Raw genomic sequence first — 23,270 nt, 5'->3', positions numbered from 1 at the left:
CGGCACGGCTCCGATCGACCCAGCCGTCCCGCCACGCTCGGATGGCGGGCCCCCACCAGCGAATGGACCATCGCCGCGGTGGTCAGTGCGGTTCTAGCAATCGGCATGACCTGGCCACTGGCCCGCGACCTCCACAAAGCCATCCCCCACGACCTCGGCGACCCGCTGCTCCAGGCCTACACGCTCGGCTGGCTCTCGCACGCACTCCGAGGCGACCCCGGCGGCATCTGGGACACCAACAGCTTCTGGCCGGCCGCCGACTCCCTCCTGTTCACCGACAGCCTCCTCGGCTACGCCCCGGCCGCGCTGTTCGCGACCGGCACCACCAGCACGCTGGTCGTCTACAACGTCCTGTTCATCGGCACGTTCGCGCTCGCGTTCCTCGGTGCCTACGCCCTGCTGCGCCAACTCGGCGCCCGCGTCGCCGGCTCCGCGGTCGGTGCAGCGGCCTTCGCCTACGCCCCATGGAAACTCGCGCACCTCGGCCACCTCAACGTCCTCTCCGCCGGCGGTATCGCACTGACCTTCGCGATGCTGGCGCGCGGCCACGGCTGGTCGCTGCGCGAAGGCTTCAAACCCGAACGGCAACGACCCGGCTGGATCCTGGCCGGATGGCTATGCGCACTGTGGCAGTTCGCCATCGGAGTCGCCCTGGGCCTGACGTTCGTATACGTACTGCTGGCGGTCAGCGTGGTCGTCGGAATCATCTGGCTGGTCAAACGACCGGCGCTGCAATGGAGGACGCCGGCCGCCGACGGTCTGGGCGGAACGCTGTTCAGCCTCGGCGTGTGGTGGATCGCCGACAAACACGCGGAGGTGGCCCGAACCCATCCCGAAACCGCACGCCCCTACGACTACCTGGATCGATTCAGCCCGACCTGGCGAAGCTTCGTCACCGCCCCCGAGGAGTCGCGCCTCTGGGGCGCCTGGCACGAGGCGGCCCGTGCCGACTTCACCTGGGCCCCCGAACAGACACTGCTCGTCGGCTTCACCCTGATCGGCCTCGCCTTCGGGGGCCTGTTCGTGTCGTCCTGGAACCTCCGGCAGCGCCTCTGGCTGGTCCTGGGCGTGGCTGTCACGGTCGCGCTGGCGATGGGACCGAACTTCCTGCACGACGGCGCCTGGGCGTGGGGCCTGCTGTACGACTACGTACCCGGATTCGACGCAGTGCGCACGCCGGGCAGGCTCGTGCTGTACACGACCCTGCTGCTCGCGATCCTCGCCGCAGGCGGCCTGTCCCGCATCGCCGACGACTCCGTAGTCCCGGCGCGCAAAGAACGCGGACTCGCAGTGGCACGAGCCCACGCCCTGCTGTTGCTCCCGATCGCGCTGGTGCTCGCCGAGGGCCTGAGCGTCACCGAGCACCGGGAACTGAGACAGGCGCCGGTCGCGATGTCGGAACTGGAAGGGCCCGTGCTGTTCCTGCCCTCCGACGGCCGCGACACTCGGCTCCAGTACTGGAGCGTCGACGGTTTCGTCGACATGGTCAACGGCAGCGCCGCGTTCACCCCGAGCGCCGAGTCCGAGATCTTGGAGGATTCGAAGTCCTTTCCGAGCACGGTCTCCATCGCGGACCTGCAGGAAGCGGGCGTCGAAACCGTGGTCGTGATCCCGTCCTGGCTGCCCGGGAGCGACTGGGACGGCCTGGACTACGAGGTCAACCCGCCCGGCATCGAGGTCGAACGGTTCGACGACGCCGTCGTATACGACCTCGGAACGTCCTGACTCCTCCTGCTGATTTCCCGCCCTGACAGGCCATTCAGGGTTACCTCAGATGCCGGAGGTGCTCCGGCGTCCTGCGTCGCATCAACGACGCCATCCGGGAGCGGCTGCGACCTGCCGAGGGCCGCCCGGCCGAGTTCTCGGTAGAAGCATGCAGATGAAATATCGCCTGCTTAGTCCAGCGGTGCGCCGCGTTCTTCCATGAAGGGGATCGGATCGACCGCAAGAGCGGAATGCGGAGGCAAGGTGTCGTTCCCTACCTGGGTCTCGAAGTGCAGGTGAGGTTCGGAGGAATTGCCGCTGGTGCCGACGTGGCCGAGCACCTGCCCGGTGGAGACCGCGTCACCCTCCTCCACTTCCGGGCGCGACTCCATGTGGCAGTAGAGCGTGGCGATGTCACCGGCGTGCAGGATCTTGACGTACCAGCCGCAGCCGCCCACCTCCGGCGAACCATCCACGTCGCAGGAATACGACTCCCCGTCAAGGGAAGCATTGCAGTCGGAGGCGATGACCACCCCGGCCGAGGCCGCGAAGATCTGGGTGCCGCGCGGGGCGGACATGTCGACGCCGTGGTGTTCAGGGCGCTCTTCGCTTCGGAACTGGGAGGTCACCGGGGAATTTATCGGCTGCGTCCACTCGGCGTCCGGAGGGCATTTGGTGTCGTCGCAGGTGGGGCCGCCGAACACACTGATGACGGGATCGATGAACGTGCGCGGCCCGAACCCCGGGATTATGACCATCGCCGCGACAAGGCCCGTCACGAGGACACCGATGCTGAGGAGCACCACACGCGACTTCTTCATGGGGCGATCCTATGCAGCGTCCGCACTGCGGCCCGAGGTAACGCATGGGCGCCCGTCTCACCTGGGCGCTTATTGCGGCGGGCGTGTGTAGCGCCTCCTCCGTCGTTCCGGTGAGGTTTCTCTGCACGATCCGTCGCTGCAGTACGGGAGCAACCGGGACGGCTTGGGCTGCGAGGCCAACTCTCCCGGCCTCGAGGCAGAACGGTTCGACGACGCCGTCGGATGCGACCTCGACGAAACCTAATGCGGCGAAGGTGCGCTGCGGCTTCGGTGGCACGGTCCGACGTGCGTTCGGTACGGTGACCCTGTGGGTAAGGGATCGAAGCGCGCGTACAGGGTCGGTACGGCTGGCGATGAACCGGAATTCGGCGACCCGCCCCGAAACTGGGGCAGGGTCGTCGGCATGGCCGGTCTGTGGGCGGTCCTTCTCCTCGGAGGTGCCTGGGTGGCACCCGGCATCGCCTCCGGCGGCGACACCGAAGAAGCCGACGCGCGTGACGAAGCCCCCATAACTCCGAGGCAAGTTGCGGCACGATATTTGGAAGCCGGCCTGGACGGCGAATCAGATCGGGCGCAAGCGGCACTCTGCGATGATGCAACTCCGCAGGTACTCGAAGCTGATCTGATAGAACTTCGAGCCGAGTACGAGGAGGAGCTTGGCAGCTATCCGGAAGTCGAGGTCGGTACCGATGAGCCAGTCAACTCTGATTCGGGGATGGAGGTTGGTTCCACTATCTCATTCATAGGCGAGACTGTAGTAAGAGATGAGTTCACAGTTACGGTGCTCGCAACTGGCTCCAGCTACTGCGTAGTGGAGGTGGATCGAAATTCCGAGCTGGCAGACGAGGAAACAAGCTCTACGCCGGAGAGTATCGAACCCCGGTCACTTGCTGCTGAATTCCTGAGCAGTATTCTTGCCGAACGAGATCTCGACGCCGCGACAGCCCTTCAGTGCGAAGGGTATACGGGAATCGTGCCTCGGGAACTGATAGATGCCGTTGTCGCCTGGGAGTCATCTCACGGAGTAGCCTCAGTGGATCAGTCGACTGGGAACGCGATGGCGGGCACAGGCAGTAACTGGACTGTGCCGATTGAAGCCAATCTTGTATCTGGTTTCAATGAGACCTTCGGCTTCGAAGTCGGTATTGATGCTGATCTCGGATGTGTCTCCTCGTTGGAGGGAGGCGAAGGTCTGGTGGGCGAAGAATAGGAGCATGGAGGTTCTCGTGGGCTCTGGCTTCCTATGGTTTCTTGAGCTGCGATTATAGTCCGAATTCTCGATAGACTGGCATTACCTCAACTGTGCGCCGAGCGCGCCGGACCAGCAGGGGAACGAGCATCCGTCGTACAGGTAATCTGGCCATGTGGAACAAGATGAACGGTCACGTCACGGTTCATCGTTCGGCTCGGTGGCGGGTGTTTACGCCGAGCACCGACCGGACTATGCGCAGACTGCGGTGCGTTGGGCGCTTGAGCTTGCGCCTGGATTGCGCGTGTTGGATCTTGGTGCCGGCACCGGTAAGTTGACCGCGACGCTGGTCTCGGCGGGCGCTGACGTCGTAGTAGTCGAGCCCGACACGGCGATGCTGGCCGAGTTGCGCCGCGCGCTGCCGGACATCCATGCCCTGCAAGGTGGCGCCGAGGCAATTCCGCTGCCCGACGCTTCCGTCGACGCCGTAGTGGCTGGCAACGCGATGCACTGGTTCGATATGGCTGCCGCGGGACCCGAGATTTCCAGAGTCCTCGCTCCAGGCGGTATCCTGGTCGGCTTGTGGAACGTCCTGGACGACAGGCTCGAGTGGGTCGCCGGACTCGCAAGAGTCAGCGGGACCGCGGTGATCGGCCCACGCGACACACCTACCGGATGGCGCGCCGAGACGGCCGACATTCATGTTCCCAAGACTGGTTCGCCTGCCTGGTTCGACTCCCCGGAGCGGGCGGAGTTCCCGCATGAGCAGTGCCGTACCGCCGATTCGCTTGTCGCGACACTCGCCACGCGGGCAGGGGTCCTGGTCATGCCCGAACAGGAACGACGGAGCACGCTCGGTCGCATCCGTGCCTACCTCTCGAGTCGACCCGAGACCACCGACGGCGAATTCACCCTCCCGATGCGGACCTGCGTCCTGCGACTACGACGTCGGTGAAGGTCATCGACAACCCGGTTCACGTCCGCTTCGAAATGGCCCGTTGGCCAATGGCTCGAACAGCCCGGCGTTCGGCGGCCACGGATGAAGAGCGCCAATAGCCAGAGGTCAGCCGAGCGCAGCACCGACGTTGTTCATGAACGCCACCGGATCGACCGCACCCGCCGCCGAACGGTCGCCATTCAGATGCACTTCATAGTGCAAGTGCGGTCCCGACGATCGTCCTGACGATCCGACATGTCCGATCACCTGACCGGCCTGGACCACATCGCCCTCCTTCACCAGCGGTCGCGATTCGAAGTGGCAGTATCGCGTCAAACGATCATCGGCGTGGAGGATATTGACGTACCAGCCGCATCCGGCGATCGCAGGGGAGCCGTCGATGTCGCACGAGTACGGGCTTCCATCCGGTGCGAAGGCGTTGCATTCCGAGGTGATGACGGTACCGCTTGATGCGGCCACCACCGGCGTCCCCTTCGGGGCGCCGATGTCCACGCCCTGGTGATTGGGCCTTGCCGCCGTTCTGAAGCCTGACCAGATCGGGCCCTCGACCGGCACGATCCAACCGGCGGCCGACAGCTCACCGGGAGGTGCGCAGTCGCCGAGTTCGACATTCACCGCCGGAACCCGACTCCCCCCGCCGGTCAGCGTGTTGACGATCTCGGTCGCCTTCGGCTCATGCTTCTGATACGCGAACGGATACGCCGAAACCTGTACTCGCTGTGCAGCGACGGTCAGGGACATGTCCTCCCAGCCGTCGACCGTCTGGAGTTTCTCGTAGAACTTCTGCGCGGCGGTAGCAGGATCCATGAGCTCTTCAACGGCTCCCCATCCCGAGGCGGGGCGCTGCTGGAAGAGTCCGACCGAATCGTGGTCGTAGCCTTCGCCGTCGTTCGGCAACTGAAGGCTCGCCGGGTACGCCGGGTTCGCAAGATTCCGCAGATTGGTCTCCTGCATGGCGGTTGCTATCGCGACGACCCAGCCTTTGACCGGCATTTCCATCTCCTGACCCACCGCAATGATGACTGCGGCGTTGTGGACCTGAACGTCACTCAGTGCTGCAACGGGGGGGAGATCGGCGTCCGGATCGACCGGGACGTTGTTCCCGCAACCGCTCCCCGTGACGACGTCGGTATCGTCGTCATCCGACTGATCCATCAGAAGCTGTACCAGGACTCCGGCGGCACCCACGCAGCACGCGGACACCAGCGCGATGCCCCAGATCCATCTACGCAACCATCTCGGCCGGCTTGACTCTTCCTGAGTCGTCATGCAGGCTCCCAGTCGATCGCTGACACCAGCCAGGCCTGGTCCGCCCAGGAGTTGCTGCTCTCGACCATCGTGATAATCAAGGTGCCTGTGTCCATCGGTATGCGCACGTTCCCGCCGTCGGGCTCGGCGTCTCCGGTGACTTCACTGGCGGGAACGACGGCAGGATCGACGCCGCGCATGAGTTCGGCCGCGTCTTCGGTCATATACGGCTGCATGCTCTGGAACCAGGAGTTCGAGTCCTTCCCTTCCGTATCCAGCCAGACACCGCCGAACTCCGCCGCTTTGTCAACGGCCTCCGCCGGGAGCTCTGATTCCTCATAGGGATCGTGGTGCGGGGAGTCGTCGTCTTCTTCGCACTCTTCGCCTTCGCATTCGGGGACGGTGACGCCGTCGTCGACTGTTAGTTCCTCCGAGGGAGCGTCAGAGGCAGTTGTTTCCTGCTCGGTGCCCCCCGAGCTCAGAGGGAAGTCCTCACGCCCTCGGGCCAGCGCGATCACTGCGACGACGAGGAGCACGATTATCACGACGATGCCGTAACGAGAAAAGATGATCCGCAGCGCCGTGCGCATGACTAGTCCCTCCTGGGCGGGGTGTAGACGCCTCCACTCGAAGTCGAAGCGGTCGTGCTGGAACCGCCGGTCGGCATCCGTTGGCCGGGCTGCGACTGCGGAGGAGCAGCCTTGGTTTCGGTACGGTCCGGCTGCCTACCGGGCGCGGTGTCGGAACGCGATTCCGGCCTGGTTTCGCTCTGCCGGACAGTCTCACGGCGCCGTTCGATCTCGGTCTCTTTACGCCGCTCTTTATCCACTGTCCGACCGAAGAGCGCATCGGTAGGTCCTCCGGCGCCTTGGAAACTGGAGAGCCGACGAAAGGGCCGCAGCAGCAACCACGCTGCCACTCCGACCAGACCGATGAGCATCACCTGCATCCAACTGGGCAGACTTGCTCCAAGTATCCGATCGGCGGCGAAGAGATAGATAACAGCCGCGACTGCGAACACGATGACGTTGATGACCGCCGCCAGCACGATATTGACCAGCCGCTTGAACGGGCCGCCAGCCGGGCGAAGGATGGCGATCGTGCCGATGATAGGCAAGGCGATCACGGCGAAGCGGACGATCATGAAGCCCAGGATGATCAGCACCGACGCAGTGATATCGAACAGCGAGAAGAACAGGGCGGTGAGCATGGCAAGAAGCCCCGATCCGGTCCTCTCCCAGGCACGGCCACCGGTCAGATGCTCGTATGCTTCAGGATCCTCTTGCTGGATCAGCGTTGCTATCTTGCGCCAGTTCTCTTGCTTCTCCTCGATGATGTCGGCCCTGCGCCCCGTGTCTTCGGCCTCCGAGTCCTCGGTCCAAGAGAACGCCTGTGCCGCATACAGCGCCGGTCCGTACTTGTAAGCCGTGTTCGAATTCTGCACATCCGGATTGCCGTCGTCGTCCTCGACGACTTCGCCGTTTTCCTCGCGGTAGTCGACCTGTTCGCCCTGGCCGAGCATCGCGCGCAGCCAGTTCTGATAGAGGACGTCGCCGGTCGACATGTCCGAGGCCTTCACCGCCGCGCTTCGAGTGTCGATGCAGTCGGCATGCGGATTATCTTCGAGTGCCTGGTCATATTCACTGCGAGTTGCGCCGGGCCGGTTGATGCAACCCTCGGCGGCCTCATCCTGGATCAGGCCCTGGCTCAGGTTCAGTCCCGCCGACATGCCCTCGTCGGCCCAGCTCGCCGCCTGCACCGGCCAGCGCGCCACCGCCGTCACCAGCACCAGGATCAGCACGGCCCACGCCGTGGTGGTCACCGCGTTGTTCATGTCGGCCTGCTTGCTGCGCCACAGCAGGTACAGCCCCACCACGCCGACGGTGATCGCGCCGAAGACCGAGAACACCTGGCTGTAGACCGCTTCGCTGCCAGTCCGCATGAACTCGTTCGACCAGCCCCAGAGCCGCTGCGGGTCCCAGGCGGCCTGGCGCATCGAGTTCGAGGCGCCGATGACGGCCGTGGAGACGCTGAACTCCATGTTGGCGAGGGCGTTCGCCGTGTCGGCGCCGTCGGGCAGGCTGAGGGCGTCGATGCATTGGCCGCCGATGCTCATTTCCTTCGAGCCGTACATCGGCAATTGGTAGCCGGCGTAGCCGTACCGCGAGTACTGGCCGATGCCTTCGCCCTTGTCGGGCAGGGTCGGTTCGGCGAACCAGCCGGCCATGCCCGAGTCCGGGCTCGACGGGGTGGGGGACTCGGTGCACTCGACCTCGGGCGAATCCTCGGTCTGCTGGAGACACCGTTCCCACTCGTTGTGCCACTCCCAGTCGGAGCAGCCGTCGTCGTCCTGCGCGCCGGCGGCGTTCGGGGTGAGGATCAGGGCTCCGGTGACCGCCGTCAGCACCAGGAGGATTCGGGCGAGGCGGGTGACGATATGCGTGGTGGAGGGGTCGGTCACTATCGGACCTCCCCCGGCGTGGTGTCCAACTGGTCGAGCAGGCCCCGCACCCAGCCGAAGTCGGCACGGATCCGCTGGACGCGGCCGTCGACGTCGCGCATGATGAACTCGCGGTAGGGCAGTCGCTTGGTCTCGCCGGCGTCGACCTCGCTGAGGGAGGCGAGCACCTGCTCGTAGCCGGTGCCGGTCGGCACCCGCAGCAGTTTGAGCGCCTCGGAGGCGACGTCCTCGTCCTCGGCGATGCGGCCGACGAAGACGGTGCTGACCAGGTTCTGGACGTCCAGGCTCAGGATGTCCTTGGGGTTCTGGCTGGCCACCAGAGCGGCCAGGTTCCACTTGCGGGAGTCGCGGGCCAGGCGCACCAGGAAGCTGCGGCCGGACTTCCAACCCTCCATGAAGTGGGCTTCGTCGAGCCCGACGAGCTTGCGGCGGTTCATGTCCCCGCCGTAGGCGCGGCGGACGGCCAGGCGGTGCGCGGTGTGGAGCATGGGCAGTGCCAGCGCTTCCTCGGCGCTCCAGTATTCGCGCTCGATGCCGAGGTCGGGCAGGCGCAGGCCGGACATGGTGATGACCGTCAGCGCGGTGTCGTCTTCGAGCACGCCCTTGTCGGGGGTGCCGAAGAACAGCTTCGCCAGCGGCATCTCGGCAGCGTCGAGCAGGAGCGCGGCGAGTTCGGCGCCGTCGCCGGAGACGTGGTCCTCGGCGTCCTGCAGGCTCTCGATGATGTCCTCGAGCGCGGAGTCCTCCTCGGCCGGGACGTGGCGGGCGGCGTGGCGCAGCAGCCGGGCGGTCGAGGCCTCCCGCTGCACCTGCGGCGGCAGCAGCATCGAGCAGATGTCCTGCACCAGCATGCGCCGCTCGGACCGGGCGTTGGAGACGGCGATGTCGTATTCGCGCTGGCCTTCGGGGCTGTCGCCGTAGTGCTCGCGCTTGGGCGACGGGATCAGCGCGTAGGGAGCGAGCGTGCCGTATTCGGAGCCGGTCAGGTTGAGGACCCGCGAGTACGGCTTGAGTTCGGGCATCTCGCAGAGCCTGGCGAGCGGCCCGGACGGGTCGAGGAGGGTGACCTGCACGCCGCGGCGGGCCGACAGGTAGCCCAGCGCGCCCATCAGGGTGGATTTGCCGCCGCCGGGTTCGGCGACGAAGACGCTCAGGCCGGAGCGTTCGCGGACCTCGGTGGCGAAGTGGAGGTCGAGGAAGACCGGCCTGCGGCAGGTGCCGGCGGTGCGGCCGATCAGGTCGCCGCGCCGGTCGCCGACGGTGGAGGCGGCCTGCGGCAGCGAGGCGGCGAAGAGCTTGACCGGCATGCGGCGGACGTAGCCGGTCTGCGCGATCGGCTCGCCGGGGATGAACTCGCGGGCCAGCCAGTCCTGGTTCTTGGGGTGCTGCAGGCTGATCCGCATCTCACGCTGGTACATCTGCATGATCACGCGGGCCCGCTCCAGGCACTCCTCCTTGGTGTCGGCGGTGATGGCCAAACGGTGCCAGCCGTGCGCGCGGGCGGCGTCGATCGGCAGACCGGTGGTCATCTCGTCGCCGACGTTGAGCGCGCGTTCGGCCAGGCGCTGGAGTTCGGGCGGGGCGTCGAGGGCGTGCTCGTCGTAGTCGTGCTGCTGGCTGCGGATCAGCCGCAGGCGGTGATCGAGGTCGCGGAAGGCCTCGCCGGGCCCGAGGATGTCGACGCGGCTGGAGATCTCCAGCGGCCACGGGCAGCGTTCGTGGAAGTGCAGCCACGGTTCGTGGCGCTGGGGAATGTCGAGCTCTTCCATGCGCCCCACGGTGAGCACCGCGGTGTGCTTCTCTTCGCCGGTGAGCCGGTTGACGAGCTTGACGGTGGAGCCGTAGGGGCTGCGGAACCGCTCGATCGATTCGGACAGGGCGAGGACGTCGCCCGATTCCCAGTCGGAGTTGGATCCGGATAGGAGGCGAGGCGGTTCCATGCCGAGTGCGACCGAGCGGTAGACGAGCCATTCGAGTTCGGCGGTGGTCACGCGGCGGGCGCGGACGCCGAACGAACCGAGGACCTCGTCGAACTGGAGGCTGCGCTTCTCGATGCGTTCGCGTTCGGAGAGCCTGGTGCCGCGCCCGAACAGGCGGCCGAACCGCTCGCCGAGGTTGTCGAACAGGGACCGTCGGGTGAAGGTGATGCCCAGGTAGGTCTCGCCCTCGGCGTGAGAGAGGGCGTGCAGGTGCCGTTGGGCGGCGACCAGGTGCTCCGACCAGCTCGTGCCGCCGGGGACGGTCCGCAGCGGGTGGCCGGTGTTCTGGTCGACGGTGCGGGCCCACTGGTCGGCCGGGAACGGCTTGGTGGTGCGCCGCAGGTGCACGCGCATGCCGGCGAGGCCGGCGAACTGCTCGGCGATGGCGGTGATGAGGGCTTCGCGCTCGAGGTCGGGCCGGAAGGACCAGCGCACCGGGGGCAGCGCGTACCAGGCGGTGACGGTGTTGGGCGTGAAGGTGGCGTGCCCGGCGATCTCGGTCAGCGACAGCTCGCGGAGCTGGCGTTCCTTCTCGCGCCCGACCGGTTTGGTCACTCGCGAGGGTTTGGGCTCGGGGGCCCCGACGACGGCGGGCTCGGCGCGGGTCTGCCTGACGGGGACGAGTTCCTGCGAGGGCACGCGCCGACTGTCCTGATGGCCCGATTTGGGAGTCCGGGACTGACCTGTGGGTACGCCTCCGCGGCGCTGGTCATCAGCCTGTGGATAACCAGGGTTCCGCTGTGGATAACTCGGTGCTTGCTGGGGATAACCCTGTGGATTCCCGCTGGTAGGGGCCTGTGGACGACGCTGTGGACGGCCCTGTGGATAACTCGGCCGTTCCTGTGGATAACCCTGTGGAGAAGATGTGGACGTGGGCGTCGTCGCCGCAGGTGGCGACGCGTGTCGCGTCTGCGGGGGCGGCGGCTCCGGAGCGGGCTGCCGCGTCGGCTGGGACGGGGCCCTGGGAGGCCCGGCCTGGCCCGGCTCTCGCGCGGGCTCGGCCCGGAACACCGCGTCGGCGAGCGCGGTGGCGTCGTCGGGGTCTTCCGCGGTGCGCTCGCGGTCGCGGACCGGGGCGGGCGGGCGGGGGGCGGAGAACTTGGCGACGGGCCGTCGGCGATCCTCGCCGCTCATAGGCGCTCCTCTGCTCGGGCGGTCTCCACGAGTGTGGGACGCAGCCTGATCGATCGGGTCGAGTAGGCGTGGAGGCGCTTCTCGACTCCGGCGTCTCGCGTGTGCTTCCAGTCGGTCAGCAGCGTCCGCAGCACCGTCGTGGCGGGCCGGTCGGCGTCGACGTAGCGGAAGATCAGCGAGGTGGCGACGAGGGCGAGGGAGATCTCGATGGAGGGGAAGAGCTCGACCTCGCCGGTGAAGAGCCAGTGGACGAACATGAACAGGGCCAGCAGGGCGGCGAAGACGCCGTACTGGGCGTAGGGGAGGTGGATCGGGAGGGTGTAGCCGGGCGGGCCGAGGTAGAGCAGCCGGGCGCGGTAGATGTCGTCGTCAGTGCGCAAGCGCATGGGCGTCCTCCATCCTGGCTGGCTCGGGAGCGGAGCGGGGGCCGGCGGTTATTCCTCGCTGAACAGCACGTCGACGAGGCCGCCGCCCACGGCCACCAGCACGACGGCTCCGGCGATGAAGGCGATGCCGAGGAGGGCGATGGTCGACGATGTCAGGACTCGGCTGACTTCGCCCTTGTTGGCGCGGGCGATGAAGATGAGACCGAGGATGGCGAGCAGGATCGGCGCGATGCGGCTCAGGAAGAAGCTGATGATGCCCTGGGTGTTGATCTGGGCATCCTGCGCTTGGACCTGCGCTATCACCGTCCAGAGAGTCTCTTTCATCGTCGTCAGTCCCATCTCGTCACAGAAGCCACACGGACCTCAAGTAACGCAAGTTTCACTCATGTATCTTGTCTCCCAACCCGTCGCGGGGTCTGAGTTCATCATAGGCCCGGCCCCTGACTCAATGCACCATCGTCGGCCCGATGCGCTACCGCGGAACCGGCTACTGACAAGTGAACCCCGATGGGCCGGTTCTTTCAATGACCCGTCGCCGGTCACACAGTGTCGGGAATCCGACACCGATCGAGAGGGGGCTCCGACGGTGCGGTCCGGTGCGTGCCGGACGGGACCGCGTATGGTGATCGGGGCGCCGCACTCCACCCCGAGGACCCACATGGGCGACGACATCATTTACGACACCAGCTTCTACGACACGCTCGAGGGCGCCGTCGGCGACTTCAGGAAAGCACTGACCAAGCGATGGCAGGAGCGGGTCGCGCTCGACATCGGCAGCTTCAAATACGATTTCCCCACCGGATTCCACCGTCACCGGGCTCCGTACGGCGAGAACTCCTGGGACTACTGGAGTGAAGTCAACAAGACCCACTTCATCTACGGCGAGTGCGAGGTCGTTGCCTGGGCCGAAGGCGGCCAGGAAGGCGACGTCCCCGAATGCGCCGGCGAAACCAACTCGCCGGGCAAGCCGCTGCCTCCCATGACCTGGCACGACGACTACGGCAACGACATCGCATACCCCGACGGAATCTACTGCGGCATGCCGTCGATGATGCGGAATGTCGAGTACTGGGCCCATGGAGAAGGCAGCGCCATCCTCAATGAGCTTCCGAAGTTCGACGCACACGACCAGAGAAAGATCGAAGCCGCACAGGAAGCGCTGCTGACCATCGGCGGTCACCTGGGGCTGGTGTCCGGCGGCCAGTCGGACATGGAATTCGACATCCAAGCCGCCAGCAACGCCGACCTGACCGAGGACGCGGCCTTCCTCGCCGGCAAAGACGGCATGGATCCGGTCTGGTACCAGCACTGGACCGGTCTGGCCGCTGATGCCGCCAAGGACGGTTTCTTCACCTCGGTCAATCCCACACTGGCGAACCAGGCCGGGATAGCCGGCCGGATCTCCAACCTGTATGCGGCCCGGGGCACCATCATCCAACAGGGTCGAGCCGGAGACCTCGACCTGCTGAACAAGGCCACCAAGGCGCTCGACGAGACCCAGACGATCACCCACGACCTCGACGGCGTCTGGCAGACGTTCTCAGGCGTGGGAACCGCTCTCGCGATCACGGGGCCGATCGCTCCGTGGCTGGCGGCAGGTGGTGCGGGCCTCAGCCTGATAGGAATCGCCGGCTCCAACTTCGCACCGGAGACCAAGACCGTCGAGTACGCGCACACGGTCGAGGAGGTCGTGGAAAAGGTCTGGGATTTGATCGAGGATCACAAGGGAGATCTCCTCGGCCTGGAGAACGACTACAACCTCGGTGTCCACGAGCTCCGCGACACCGTTTTCGGGATCGACAGCTTCAACCTGGAGATGTACGACATCACCGAGAACAGCGGCGACGGCAACGGGACCAGACTGGGGACCGGCTACTCGGCGGACGTCGATGAGATCCTGAAGGTCGCCGACCGCTGTTTCGAGGCCGCGTCAACCTATGAGGACCCTGTCATCGACAAGTTGGGCGAGGTCCGCGCCGCCGACGGATCGCTGGCGGATGAATCGGGGGAGGAAGGCCGGGCGGACCCGAAGGTCAAGGGGCTGGTGGACGAGTTCCACGGCTTTCTGAAGACCGCTTGCGCTCGGCTTTACACGGCCGGAGAACAGGTCAGGGGCGCCGCCGAGGCGTACGCCGAGACCGATGAGGAGCAGATGGCCCTGTTCGAGAGCTTCAACTGGGACGAAGGTGAAGCGCCCGGGCATACCCAGAACTGGGTCCAGGACACCGACCGCAGCGGATGGGAGGTCCCGATTCCGGGAGCGCCCTCGTACGTCACCGACACCAGCCCGGGCGGCGACGACCCCGGCGACCAGGACTACGCGACAGAACTGGAAGGCGAATGAGGCACCTGATGGCTGGAGCGGTCGCCGGATTGATCGGACTGGCCGGCTGCAGCGGAGGCGAGCAGCCGGAAGACTCGCCCTCGCCGACCCACTCCGACGAGCCCTCGGCTACGACCGAGTCGCCGACGCCCCCCGCGGCGCTCGGATCGATCTGCGACTCGCTGCTCGAGGCGACCGCCATGCCGTACGACGACGAGCTCGACTACATCGATGCCAACGAAGATCCCGCCGGCGAATTCGCCGAACGCTGCTACATCGAACCGGCCGACTGGTCGGCGGCGGCGGAACTCGGGGCGGTCGGCCGCAATGATGTGAGCCTTACGTGGATCCTCGAGCCCGAGAACTACGGCTACCCGTCGTACGAGCCCGACCGCCCGGTGGAGGAGTACCTGACGCACGACGGGGCCGAGGTGTACCCGGGAGCCCCCGAAGGATGGCCCGAATCCGCCGTTGAGGGAGCCGACGAGGGCGCCTACCACTACGACTTCCTGTTCGAAGCGCAGTTGCCCACGGCCGTCGTGGAACACAAGATCCAGTTCTTCGTGCCCGACTCCGACGGGAGCGAACTCGAGCAGTACCGTGAGTCGGCCTACGAGATCTTCACCGCGCATATGGGCGCCCTGTCGGCCGACTTCTGACCGGACGGCCCGTGAGCGGACCGGGCCCACCCCGACGAGGCGTCAACCGGACCGTGCTGGGCCCGGACGTCTGGTCCGCATCCGGTTACAGGCTGTCGACCATCCGACACTAGACTCGGAAACGCCGGTTTCCTAGTCTCGATGTCGGCAGCGCCAAGCAGAATAGATGCCGACAGCACCACTCGCGCGCCAGCGGAGGCCTATGTGGAGAACCTCGATGACATCGCCGGACGGCTCACCGTCGCGGCGATCGCCTTCGCCGTAGCCGGCCTGGTGCTGGCCGCGCTCGCGGCGGCGGCCCTGGGGAGCGTCCGCGCCGCCGAGAAGTGGCCCTCTGCCCCGCGTCCGCGCGTGGGCCGCGGCCCGGCCCTCGCCGGGGCCATGTTCGGCCTGATCGTGTTCGCGCTCGCCGCCGGGCTGTTCTCCCTCGCGCGCGTCGGCACCGGCCTCGACCCCAACCTGCGCGTGCTGCTCGCGGTCGGCATCGACCTGCTCGCCCTGGGAGTCGGCGTCGTCGCCGTCAACCACCTTGCCGGCCGGGTCGAAGTGCGCGCGCTCATCTCCGAGTCCGACCAGCCGGTCGCGCCGCCGCCGATCCCGGTCTCCGGCGACCCCACCCGCTACCAGGTGCCCGACCGCACCGAACTGCCCGTCGAACCCAGCGGGGCCATGCCCGCGCCCGAACCGCGCCCCAGCTCCCCGCCGTTCGCCCCCGACACCGCCGCGACGACGAACCTGAGCCGGCAGCACAGCGGCGTGCCCACCATCCCCACCGACACCCGCCCCGGCTGGGTCTTCCAGGACCGCGGCACCGGCGCCTTCTACGCCGCCGTGGCCCAGAGCCGCGGCGGCATCAGCCTGCTGGCGCTCGAGGACTTCACCGTCGCCCGCACCGCATCGCTGGTCGGCCCGCTCGAACTGGTCGGTTCGGTCGAGGCCACCGTGTGGCCCCTGGAGAACGGCAACGGCGAGGCGGAGGCCCCCGAACCGGTCCAGCGCGAAGGCGCCGAAACCTCCCGCGGCGCCCCCGAATAGCGCTCCGGCTCCCAGACCTCGCGGCAGGAGCTCGACCCGCCCCGATTTGACCGATGTTCGGATATCGTCGGACGGGCTGTTGCGATAAAGAAGAGGAGCGAGGTGGACGGGGCCCGGGAACGCACCCTGACCGACGCCGACGAGCAGGTGACCCTGCGACTCGGCACCGACGGATCGGTGGCGGTCGAGCTGTCCGACGCCGGCCTCGGTCTGCGCGCCGGAGACCTGGCCCGCCGCATCGTCGAGCTCGCCGCTCACCTGCCGGCGCCGGACGATGCCGACCGGCGGGCCGTCGCCGACGGCGCCGACGCGGTCGCCCGGTTGCAGCGGACGATGGCCTCCGGCGGCTTCGAGGCCTTCGACGACGCGATGCGCCGCCGCCTCGGCATCGAGGCGCCCCCGGCGCCGACCATCCGTTCCTCCGAACACGACGCGACCCTCGCCGCCGCGCTCGGCGCCACACTCGACCACATGCGCCGCAGCGCCGAACCGCCCGCCCGGGCCGCGGGCGCCGAAGCCACCGCCACCACCGCCGACGGAGACGTCAGCGTCACCACCGGCACCGAACGGATCATCACCGCCGTCCGCATCCGCGGACGGGCCCGCCGGCGCGGCGCCGCCGGACTCGGCCGGACCCTCACCGAACTGCTCGCACGGGCCCGGACCCGGCTCGGCGAGCGGACGCGGATCACGATGGATCCGGCCGAATCCGGCGAACGCGCCGGCCGCGCCGGGTCCAGGATCATCGACCGGGCCACCGAGGCCGCCGAAACCCTGCGGCGAAAGGAAGGCAACGAATGAACATCGTGTTCGACGCCGAGTTCGTGCGCCGGCTCGGCGCCGACCTGGATACCCACGTCATCGGCGCGGTCGAGGAGGCCGCCGCGATCCTGCCCGAACTGTCCTCGGCGCAGCCCGCCCTCGGCGCCGAAATGACCCGGGCGGCGTCCGCGTCCAACGCCGCCGCCGTCGCCGAGGCCGCCGAATCCATGGCGGCCGTCGCCGACCGGTTGCGCGAGATCCGCGGCGCGGTCGTCGCCTGCGCCGCGGCCTGGGAGGCGACCGACGCCGACAACTCCGACGCGTTCGGCCGCGAATAGGAGCCAGCGATGTCGACCGGAGAGGAGCTGTTCGAACTCGGCGAGAAGATCTCGTCGTGGTCCGAGCGGGCCGCCAAGGACGCCTCGGTCTCGATCGCGGCGCCCGCCCTCGTCTTCGGCGGCCCGGTCCGGGAACTGGCCGCCGACCTCCACCGCAACCAAGGCAACCCCGGTGACGTCATCAAAGCCGGCGCGAAATGGATCCAACTCGCCGAACGCCAGCGGGCCGCCTCCGAGAAGCTCGCCGACCGCGCCCGGACCGTCACCGACGAGCATTGGAAAGGAGCCGACGCGGGGGCGTTCGGCGACGCCTCGGACGAGGTCGCCGACCGGCTGGACCGGCTCGCCGCCGAAGCGACCCGGAACGGCGTCCGCCTGGTGGAACTCGGGACCTCCATGGCGGCCTACTGCTCGCACATGGCCGCGTCCGCCAGAGAGGTCCAAGCATGCTTCGACGCCTACCTCGCCGCGCTCCGCGACCCCGGCAGCGCCGCCGGGGCACCGGCGCTCCGCCAGGACTGCGAACGAGCCGCCGCCGCGATGAGCGACAGCGCCCGGCATCTCGCCGGCAGGATCGAAGCCAAAGCCGCCGACCGATCGTCAGAAGAGGCCGAAGGCCCGCCACCGGTCCTGTCCGGGGCGCGCCTGCCGAGGATGGTGCGCGCGCTGGCGTCCTATACGGACCGCTCGGACCGTCCCGGATTCGACGCCGTCGTCGACCTTGAAGAGGCCCTTGAGGACGACGAGCGGTAGCCGCCCAGCGAACCGGTGAATCTGGCGCCGGGTTGCTACCGTGGAGCCGAAGGCAGTCCCCCCACCCTCGGCGAGGTGAGCGCGCCATGAGTGACCAGCAGTTCGAGCCGGAAGAATACGATGGGCTCGACGCCGCCGTCGCCTCGGGCGGTACCCCCGCGTTCGGTGACGTCGACACCGAGAGGAACGACCTGACGACCGCGACCAGCGGCGCGGAGACGCTCCCGGACAACGTCGACGTCCTCCCGGCACAGTGGCGCAAACCGTGCTCGAATCCCGAGTGCGGCAATCCGCTCTACCACCCGGCCGAGGAGTCCTGGCAGCAGCTCGTCTCGGCGGTCCCCGTCCGGGACCAGCTCTACCGGCTGAAGCCGCGCGCCCACGACATGGCGTACCCGACCGAGGCCGACTTCCGGGCGGCGGTGGCCGCCGTCCGCCCCGAGTACGCCGACGAGCACTCCCTGGAGCGGCTGCGCGCCGGCTGGACCGAGGAGGTCGCCGGCAAGCTCGCCGACTGGCCGGAGCGGATCAAGTCCGAACTGAGCGACCTCGGCGAAGGCTGGTCCGGCAGCGACTTCGAAGCCTTCGAGCAGGTCTGCACCGAGACCCGCGGGCTCGTCGACGACATCGTCGAGGACATCGACGGCACCGTCGCCCAGCTCCAGGAACTGCAGGAGACGATCTACACCCTCCAGGGCGGCGATCTGGGGGAGATCCCCTTCCCCGCGGCCCGGTTCTGGATCGACGGCGAGTGGCACAGTTGGGTTTCCGTCCACGTCAGGCCCGCCTGGTGGCACGGCGACTGCATCCAGCACACCTGCCAGGACGCCGAGCACGTCCTCGCCCTGGCCGGAGCCGACCCGGAGCTGGGCACCGAGATCATCGACTACATCGACGAGCGGGTCGAGCACTACGTCGACTACTACGAGAACCCGGCCAACATCGAACGCGACGGGCTCGACCCCAAGGGCATCACCATCGAGGAGGCCAAGCGGATGGCGGTCGCCGACGCGGCGGACGCCTACGGCGGGGTGGTCGAGCAGAACTGGCAGGAGTACGACGGGCGCCAGCAGGGCGTCGACGAGGACATCGAACAGCGCAACGCCGACAACGACTCCGAGCAGCAGTCGGTGAGGACGACCTCGAGCGACAAGCCGTACCCGAGCGTGGCCGACCAGGCCTACATGGATTTGGATCCGCCGTCGATGGAGCACCCGACCGGGACCGCCTCGCCGGAGTCGACCGAGGACCCGTCGCTCGAACCGCCGGAGAGCCAGCCGCCGGAAGGGGACGGCCCGCCCGGCGGGTCCGACGATGACGACGAGCCCGGCGGCCTGGCCAGCGGCGGGCCGGGTGGCGGCGGAGTCGGAGGCGGTTTCGGCGGCGTCGGCGGGTCCGGTCCGACCACCGGCGGAGCCCCTGGGGCCGCGGGCGGCGGCCCGGGCCCGGCCGCGACGGGCGCCGGCGCCGCGGGCATGGCCGGGACGGCGGCCGGTGGTGGCGCCGGGGGCGCGGCCCCGCGGGGCGGCATGACCGGGATGATGGGCGGCGCCGGCGGCGGCATGCGGGGCGGCCAGTCGAGCGACGAGGACCACGAGGCCGACGTTGACCTGACCGAGGACAAGAACATGTGGGGCTTCGTCAGCGAGGACGACGACCCCTACGCCTAAAAGGAGTCAAGCGAGATGGCGATGCAGCGCACCCGCACGTTCGACCCGGCCGCCCTGGAACGCTACCAGCAGTTCCTGGGCGAACTGCTCGACGAGCTGGAGCAGGAGATCATCCCGTCGCTGCGCGACGGCACCCTGAAGAAGGCGCCCGCCTTCGGCTCGGTCCCGGGCGCCTACGAGAACGCCTCGGGCCAGTACGCCGAATTCCACGCCACCACCTGGCGCAATCTGCAGTACCTGCGGGGCACCCTGCACGGCATGATCTCCGGGCTCCAGACCGCGATCGAGAACGACGGAGCGGTGGACGACTGGCTGGCCCAGCAGATCCCGAGGCTCCAAGGCGACGACATCTACAGCTAGAGAGCCGGTCGGCCGGGCCACAGCCGCGTGGGCATCCAGTCCAGACGGGTCACATCGGCGACGCCGTCGGCGGTCAGGGAGTGGGTGATCTCCGGCTCGCGGCCGGTGAGCTCGCGCCGGACCGGGTCCCAGATCCGGAACACCCGCACCGGCACGTACACGATGCTCAACCCTCGGACATCGAGCGTGAACTCGTGGCGGGCGGTCCCGCCGAGCCCGTCCGGACCGTATTCGATCGCGAACCGGTGGGGCCCTTCGTCGAGTGGATAGTGCCAGGTGGCCCAGTCGCACGGCACCTCGACGCCGTCGATCCGGGTCCGGAGCCGCCCGGCATGGCTGAGCGCCAGTTCGGAAGCATCGCCGGTGTAGGCGACCTCGCCGTCCGGGCCGCGGATGACCCGGAACAGCATCAGGTCGAACACCAGCGCCGCGCCCGAGACGGAGCGACCCCATCGGCGCAGATCGTTCGGTGACGGAAACCCGACCGCCGCCGCGGCCAGGCACGAGGCCGGATCGCGTTCGCGGCGCACCGCGATGCGGGCGGACTCGGCCTCGCGGTGCAGCCGGTGGGTGGTGCGGACCCCCATCGCCACGCCGGTCATGAGGCCGACCGCGCTGAGCAGCACCGCGGTCCCGGCCGCGAAATCGGCGACCTGGCTGCCGGTCAGCGCGGCCCACACGGCCGCGACCAAGAGCGCCACCAGGCTCACGATCGTCACCAGGCACCCCACGCTCGCGCTCCGCGCGGCCTCCCGGTTGATCTGCGGCAGGAAGTCCGAGCCCTCCGTGACCCGGTACAGCCGCGTGTGGAACCCGGTCAGGTGCCGAACGGACACCCCGTGGCCGCTGGTGAAGCACACCCGCTCGCCGGTCCGCGAGGTGAACTCCGTGCTCGACGCGTCGGCCCCCTGCACCTCCAAACGATGGGGCCCGGGTTCGACGGCCACCTGGTAGCGACCGTCCCCGGCCCCGACGACCTCGCCGTCGAGCAGCAGGACTCCGGTGCCGCCGCAGGCGGGATCGGTGCAGACGAGCACGTCCAGCAGGCCGTGTCCAGGCGGTGGCTGCACCGACTGCGATTCCCCGGCCCGGAATGATACGGCTGGCTCGAAGCGGATCAGGTCAGGGCGCTCCCCGGCGAACGCCCGCCCGTCCGCATCCCGATAGGCCGCCCGCGGCTCGGTGTCCAACTTCCAGGCGCCCTGGAACCGACGGCCCGGATCCATTTCCGACATGCTCACCTCAGATCGTGCTCTTCGACCGAGTTCACGGAACGCGGGTTCCAGTATTGAACCATCGCGCGCCGTTCCCCGCTGCACCTCGGAGCTCACACACCTCGTACTACGAGCTGCGGCCCTGCGACGGGTCCGATGCGCCGACCGCAGGTCCAGCACGTTCACCCGCTCTGGGGGGAGAACCTTCAGAAACGTGCGGTTTGCCGAACCCTGCTAATCTGAATCCGAAGACGACCCCGAACGCGCAATCCCCGGAGGAGCCACCGATGCCCGATCAGCGCGACTTCGACCCGGACGAGGTCAACCACTACAAGGCGGTGCTCGAAGCCGAGCTTGAATACATCGAAGGTGAGATCATCCCCCTGATGAAGGAGGGCGTGCTCAGCTACGCACCCGCATTCGGGCTCACCGACGAGGCCGGGAAGGCCGGGGAGTACGAGCAGGACTTCAACAACATCTGGATGGACATCCAGAACCTGAAGGCGACGCTCAAGGGCATGATCGACGTCACCGAACAGGCACTCGAGGGGTACGAGCTGACCGAAGAAGCGGACCTCACCGAGCTCAACGTCGTCAGCTTGGAAGGGATTCACTCGACGTCGGACGAAGGCGGTACGGACAATTCACCGGCGGACTACAACGACCTCGGAGGAAACAACATTCCCGAGTAGGGGTCCCCTCCCCGGGGCCTCTGGCAGAAAGGCAGTGAGCGTGCAGATCACAGGCAATCGCCGACAACGAACCGCGGTCGGGATCGTTGGCTTGGCGCTACTCGTCTCGGCATGTTCCGGCGGGGCAGCCGACTCCGATGGTCCGACCTCCGAAGAAAACGAGGTCGATTCCACTTCCTCGGCGATCCAGGGGTGGACCGACGTGTGCGAGGTGCTCGACCCCGATGCGCTCTCGGAGCAGTTGCACATCGCCGAGTACGACGAGGGTCCCAATCATCTGGGAATGAACGAGGGCAACTTCCCCGGTGCGCTGAAGTGCAACTTCAGCTTCTACTTTCCCGATTACTCTGACGATGAGAGCGAAGATAGGGATCGCAACGGTTGGGTCTACATGGTATTGGCACCGTACAGCGGCGCCGACGAGGCCGCGGACGCCTACCAGGACACCTACGACGATGCAGCCCAGCAGCTTCGCGAGCGCCCCGATAAGGAGCAAGTTGTCGACCGGGAAATCTCGGGCGACTGGGACCGGGGAGCTGTTCTAGCCTCGGTCGGATCCGGGAACGCCACCCGGGCGATGTACCTCAAGGATTCCTACTTCGTCTACATCGAGATCGGCTATCGCCCGGATCCGGGAGTAACGGACGGATTGGCCCTCAGCAATATGGAAACATTCGAGGACCCCACCTACGAGTTCACCCCGCCGGAACTTGCCGACTGGTTCGAGTCGGAGTACCTGCCCGGCTTGGACGAAACCATCACCACCAAACTCGAGGAGTGACCGACGATGGGCGAAGAGGATATTGAGCAGCATGACGGCCTTGATACACATGAGGTCGACTACTATGGCGGCGCTCAAACTCAGTGCAGCAAGGATGGCTGCACGCTCGGCCGCACCGATGCAGAAGAGTCCTACGAAGCGCTGATGTCCGGACTACCCGACCCGGACGTCACGTTCACGCTGCCGCATGACGCCAATCCCTATGTGACGCCGACCCAGTCGACCTTCGACATGGTCATGAATGCGATCCGGCCGCCGGACGAACATGCGATCCAGCCGATAGCCGATACCTGGGAAGAACTGGCGGAGAGTCATTTGAAACTCATCCAGGAGGACCTTCGTGAAGCCACCACTAATGTGGCAAATAGTTGGGTCGGCGACGATTTCGACGATCTCGAAGAGAACATGAACACTACCCTTACAAATCTGGGCAGCACCCGCGACAAGATCACCGATCTGTCCGACGAACTCACCGAGGCGGCTTCGAACCTCCGGACGCACCAGGCACTGGAGACTGGAGAGACGCCGTTCCCGCCCGCTGGCTTCAATCTGGTGAACGATGAGTCCGGCTGCTGCGACGACTACAAGCTGCACGTCCGGCCGCCGTGGCATTCGGGGGATTGCGAGATCTTCGAAGGCGGCGATGAGATTGCGGAGGTGCTGGTGTCGGAGGGAGCGTCGTTTGCGCAGGAAGAGCGTGAACGCATCGAGACCCGGGCGGAGACTCTGGTCGATGTAGGGGGAAGTTCCCAGTATATCACCGGTTCCGGATCGACGGCCGCTGACAACTTGGCGAGGTGAAT

At 67.3% G+C, this 23,270-nt stretch carries 22 protein-coding genes; 14 read left to right on the top strand and 8 right to left on the bottom strand.

Annotation, left to right across the window (positions count from 1 at the left end; genetic code table 11):
* The first annotated feature begins 105 nt into the window (after positions 1-105).
* The gene (locus tag CUT39_RS18475) at positions 106-1,725 is read left to right on the top strand and encodes a hypothetical protein (protein WP_100448910.1); all 1,620 of its coding nucleotides are present in this window, start codon (positions 106-108) and stop codon (positions 1,723-1,725) included.
* 170 nt (positions 1,726-1,895) lie between these two features.
* Here the strand turns inward: CUT39_RS18475 and CUT39_RS18470 are convergent, their stop codons facing one another.
* Positions 1,896-2,525, bottom strand: a complete 630-nt coding sequence (locus CUT39_RS18470) for a M23 family metallopeptidase (protein WP_100448909.1) — start codon at positions 2,523-2,525, stop codon at positions 1,896-1,898.
* Between the two features lie 445 nt (positions 2,526-2,970).
* On the opposite strand from CUT39_RS18470, the gene CUT39_RS20555 reads away from it, so the two are divergent.
* Positions 2,971-3,735 carry a hypothetical protein gene (locus tag CUT39_RS20555; protein ID WP_157930818.1) on the top strand — a complete coding sequence of 255 codons (765 nt, stop codon included), beginning with the start codon at positions 2,971-2,973 and terminating at the stop codon, positions 3,733-3,735.
* 154 nt (positions 3,736-3,889) lie between these two features.
* Positions 3,890-4,669: a class I SAM-dependent methyltransferase gene (locus tag CUT39_RS18465; protein ID WP_100448908.1), complete on the top strand. Its 780-nt coding sequence runs from the start codon at positions 3,890-3,892 to the stop codon at positions 4,667-4,669.
* A gap of 108 nt (positions 4,670-4,777) precedes the next feature.
* Here the strand turns inward: CUT39_RS18465 and CUT39_RS18460 are convergent, their stop codons facing one another.
* Genes CUT39_RS18460 through CUT39_RS18435 form a run of 6 tightly spaced genes read right to left on the bottom strand, consistent with a single transcriptional unit; the run spans position 4,778 to position 12,204 of the window.
* The gene (locus CUT39_RS18460) at positions 4,778-5,941 is read right to left on the bottom strand and encodes a M23 family metallopeptidase (protein ID WP_100448907.1); all 1,164 of its coding nucleotides are present in this window, start codon (positions 5,939-5,941) and stop codon (positions 4,778-4,780) included.
* Positions 5,938-6,510, bottom strand: a complete 573-nt coding sequence (locus CUT39_RS18455) for a hypothetical protein (protein ID WP_100448906.1) — start codon at positions 6,508-6,510, stop codon at positions 5,938-5,940. Before CUT39_RS18455 ends, CUT39_RS18460 begins: the two co-directional genes overlap by 4 nt.
* A gap of 2 nt (positions 6,511-6,512) precedes the next feature.
* Entirely contained in the window at positions 6,513-8,381 is a 1,869-nt protein-coding gene (locus CUT39_RS18450) for a hypothetical protein (protein WP_100448905.1), read from the bottom strand.
* On the bottom strand, positions 8,381-11,494 hold the full coding sequence (locus CUT39_RS18445; RefSeq protein WP_100448904.1) for an ATP-binding protein: 3,114 nt from the start codon (positions 11,492-11,494) through the stop codon (positions 8,381-8,383). Before CUT39_RS18445 ends, CUT39_RS18450 begins: the two co-directional genes overlap by 1 nt.
* The gene (locus CUT39_RS18440; RefSeq protein WP_100448903.1) at positions 11,491-11,880 is read right to left on the bottom strand and encodes a hypothetical protein; all 390 of its coding nucleotides are present in this window, start codon (positions 11,878-11,880) and stop codon (positions 11,491-11,493) included. The genes CUT39_RS18445 and CUT39_RS18440 overlap by 4 nt, the downstream gene beginning before the upstream one ends.
* A gap of 48 nt (positions 11,881-11,928) precedes the next feature.
* On the bottom strand, positions 11,929-12,204 hold the full coding sequence (locus CUT39_RS18435; RefSeq protein ID WP_100448964.1) for a hypothetical protein: 276 nt from the start codon (positions 12,202-12,204) through the stop codon (positions 11,929-11,931).
* 61 nt (positions 12,205-12,265) lie between these two features.
* On the opposite strand from CUT39_RS18435, the gene CUT39_RS18430 reads away from it, so the two are divergent.
* From CUT39_RS18430 to CUT39_RS18395, 8 genes are all read left to right on the top strand, one after another.
* The gene (locus CUT39_RS18430; protein WP_157930817.1) at positions 12,266-14,224 is read left to right on the top strand and encodes a hypothetical protein; all 1,959 of its coding nucleotides are present in this window, start codon (positions 12,266-12,268) and stop codon (positions 14,222-14,224) included.
* An 8-nt stretch (positions 14,225-14,232) separates the two neighbouring features.
* Positions 14,233-14,862, top strand: a complete 630-nt coding sequence (locus tag CUT39_RS18425) for a hypothetical protein (RefSeq protein ID WP_157930816.1) — start codon at positions 14,233-14,235, stop codon at positions 14,860-14,862.
* Between the two features lie 204 nt (positions 14,863-15,066).
* Entirely contained in the window at positions 15,067-15,897 is an 831-nt protein-coding gene (locus CUT39_RS18420) for a hypothetical protein (protein ID WP_100448900.1), read from the top strand.
* Positions 15,898-15,999: 102 nt separating this feature from the next.
* Positions 16,000-16,698 carry a hypothetical protein gene (locus tag CUT39_RS18415; RefSeq protein ID WP_100448899.1) on the top strand — a complete coding sequence of 233 codons (699 nt, stop codon included), beginning with the start codon at positions 16,000-16,002 and terminating at the stop codon, positions 16,696-16,698.
* Complete coding sequence (locus CUT39_RS18410) at positions 16,695-16,997, top strand: hypothetical protein (RefSeq protein ID WP_100448898.1); 303 nt, start codon at positions 16,695-16,697, stop codon at positions 16,995-16,997. Before CUT39_RS18415 ends, CUT39_RS18410 begins: the two co-directional genes overlap by 4 nt.
* Positions 16,998-17,006: 9 nt before the next feature.
* Positions 17,007-17,750 carry a hypothetical protein gene (locus tag CUT39_RS18405; protein WP_100448897.1) on the top strand — a complete coding sequence of 248 codons (744 nt, stop codon included), beginning with the start codon at positions 17,007-17,009 and terminating at the stop codon, positions 17,748-17,750.
* 86 nt (positions 17,751-17,836) lie between these two features.
* Positions 17,837-19,420, top strand: a complete 1,584-nt coding sequence (locus CUT39_RS18400; RefSeq protein ID WP_100448896.1) for a hypothetical protein — start codon at positions 17,837-17,839, stop codon at positions 19,418-19,420.
* A gap of 15 nt (positions 19,421-19,435) precedes the next feature.
* Positions 19,436-19,780, top strand: coding sequence for a hypothetical protein (locus tag CUT39_RS18395; protein WP_100448895.1), 345 nt, complete (start codon positions 19,436-19,438; stop codon positions 19,778-19,780).
* Here CUT39_RS18395 and CUT39_RS18390 read toward each other — a convergent pair.
* The gene (locus CUT39_RS18390; protein WP_100448894.1) at positions 19,777-21,006 is read right to left on the bottom strand and encodes a hypothetical protein; all 1,230 of its coding nucleotides are present in this window, start codon (positions 21,004-21,006) and stop codon (positions 19,777-19,779) included. The two genes, CUT39_RS18395 and CUT39_RS18390, sit on opposite strands and share 4 nt — an antisense overlap.
* A 275-nt stretch (positions 21,007-21,281) precedes the next feature.
* On the opposite strand from CUT39_RS18390, the gene CUT39_RS18385 reads away from it, so the two are divergent.
* The 3 genes from CUT39_RS18385 to CUT39_RS18375 are packed head-to-tail and all read left to right on the top strand — an operon-like array spanning position 21,282 to position 23,268.
* Positions 21,282-21,686: a hypothetical protein gene (locus CUT39_RS18385; protein WP_100448893.1), complete on the top strand. Its 405-nt coding sequence runs from the start codon at positions 21,282-21,284 to the stop codon at positions 21,684-21,686.
* A 34-nt stretch (positions 21,687-21,720) separates the two neighbouring features.
* Complete coding sequence (locus tag CUT39_RS18380; RefSeq protein WP_157930815.1) at positions 21,721-22,467, top strand: hypothetical protein; 747 nt, start codon at positions 21,721-21,723, stop codon at positions 22,465-22,467.
* Between the two features lie 6 nt (positions 22,468-22,473).
* Positions 22,474-23,268 carry a hypothetical protein gene (locus CUT39_RS18375; RefSeq protein ID WP_100448891.1) on the top strand — a complete coding sequence of 265 codons (795 nt, stop codon included), beginning with the start codon at positions 22,474-22,476 and terminating at the stop codon, positions 23,266-23,268.
* Positions 23,269-23,270: the final 2 nt, after the last annotated feature.

Origin of the sequence: Glycomyces xiaoerkulensis (assembly GCF_002798405.1) — a bacterium.
Classification (GTDB): Bacteria; Actinomycetota; Actinomycetes; order Mycobacteriales; family Micromonosporaceae; genus Glycomyces; species Glycomyces xiaoerkulensis.
This window is presented reverse-complemented; position numbering and strand designations above follow the sequence as displayed.

What these genes read in the sequence shown, in the direction of transcription:
- CUT39_RS18475 (WP_100448910.1), top strand. Translation starts at nt 106, where the DNA reads ATGACCTGGCCACTGGCCCGCGACCTCCACAAAGCCATCCCCCACGAC.
- CUT39_RS18470 (WP_100448909.1), bottom strand. Translation starts at nt 2,525, where the DNA reads ATGAAGAAGTCGCGTGTGGTGCTCCTCAGCATCGGTGTCCTCGTGACG.
- CUT39_RS18460 (WP_100448907.1), bottom strand. Translation starts at nt 5,941, where the DNA reads ATGACGACTCAGGAAGAGTCAAGCCGGCCGAGATGGTTGCGTAGATGG.
- CUT39_RS18455 (WP_100448906.1), bottom strand. Translation starts at nt 6,510, where the DNA reads ATGCGCACGGCGCTGCGGATCATCTTTTCTCGTTACGGCATCGTCGTG.
- CUT39_RS18445 (WP_100448904.1), bottom strand. Translation starts at nt 11,494, where the DNA reads ATGAGCGGCGAGGATCGCCGACGGCCCGTCGCCAAGTTCTCCGCCCCC.
- CUT39_RS18440 (WP_100448903.1), bottom strand. Translation starts at nt 11,880, where the DNA reads ATGCGCTTGCGCACTGACGACGACATCTACCGCGCCCGGCTGCTCTAC.
- CUT39_RS18435 (WP_100448964.1), bottom strand. Translation starts at nt 12,204, where the DNA reads ATGAAAGAGACTCTCTGGACGGTGATAGCGCAGGTCCAAGCGCAGGAT.
- CUT39_RS18430 (WP_157930817.1), top strand. Translation starts at nt 12,266, where the DNA reads ATGTATCTTGTCTCCCAACCCGTCGCGGGGTCTGAGTTCATCATAGGC.
- CUT39_RS18425 (WP_157930816.1), top strand. Translation starts at nt 14,233, where the DNA reads ATGGCTGGAGCGGTCGCCGGATTGATCGGACTGGCCGGCTGCAGCGGA.
- CUT39_RS18410 (WP_100448898.1), top strand. Translation starts at nt 16,695, where the DNA reads ATGAACATCGTGTTCGACGCCGAGTTCGTGCGCCGGCTCGGCGCCGAC.
- CUT39_RS18405 (WP_100448897.1), top strand. Translation starts at nt 17,007, where the DNA reads ATGTCGACCGGAGAGGAGCTGTTCGAACTCGGCGAGAAGATCTCGTCG.
- CUT39_RS18400 (WP_100448896.1), top strand. Translation starts at nt 17,837, where the DNA reads ATGAGTGACCAGCAGTTCGAGCCGGAAGAATACGATGGGCTCGACGCC.
- CUT39_RS18395 (WP_100448895.1), top strand. Translation starts at nt 19,436, where the DNA reads ATGGCGATGCAGCGCACCCGCACGTTCGACCCGGCCGCCCTGGAACGC.
- CUT39_RS18390 (WP_100448894.1), bottom strand. Translation starts at nt 21,006, where the DNA reads ATGGATCCGGGCCGTCGGTTCCAGGGCGCCTGGAAGTTGGACACCGAG.
- CUT39_RS18385 (WP_100448893.1), top strand. Translation starts at nt 21,282, where the DNA reads ATGCCCGATCAGCGCGACTTCGACCCGGACGAGGTCAACCACTACAAG.
- CUT39_RS18375 (WP_100448891.1), top strand. Translation starts at nt 22,474, where the DNA reads ATGGGCGAAGAGGATATTGAGCAGCATGACGGCCTTGATACACATGAG.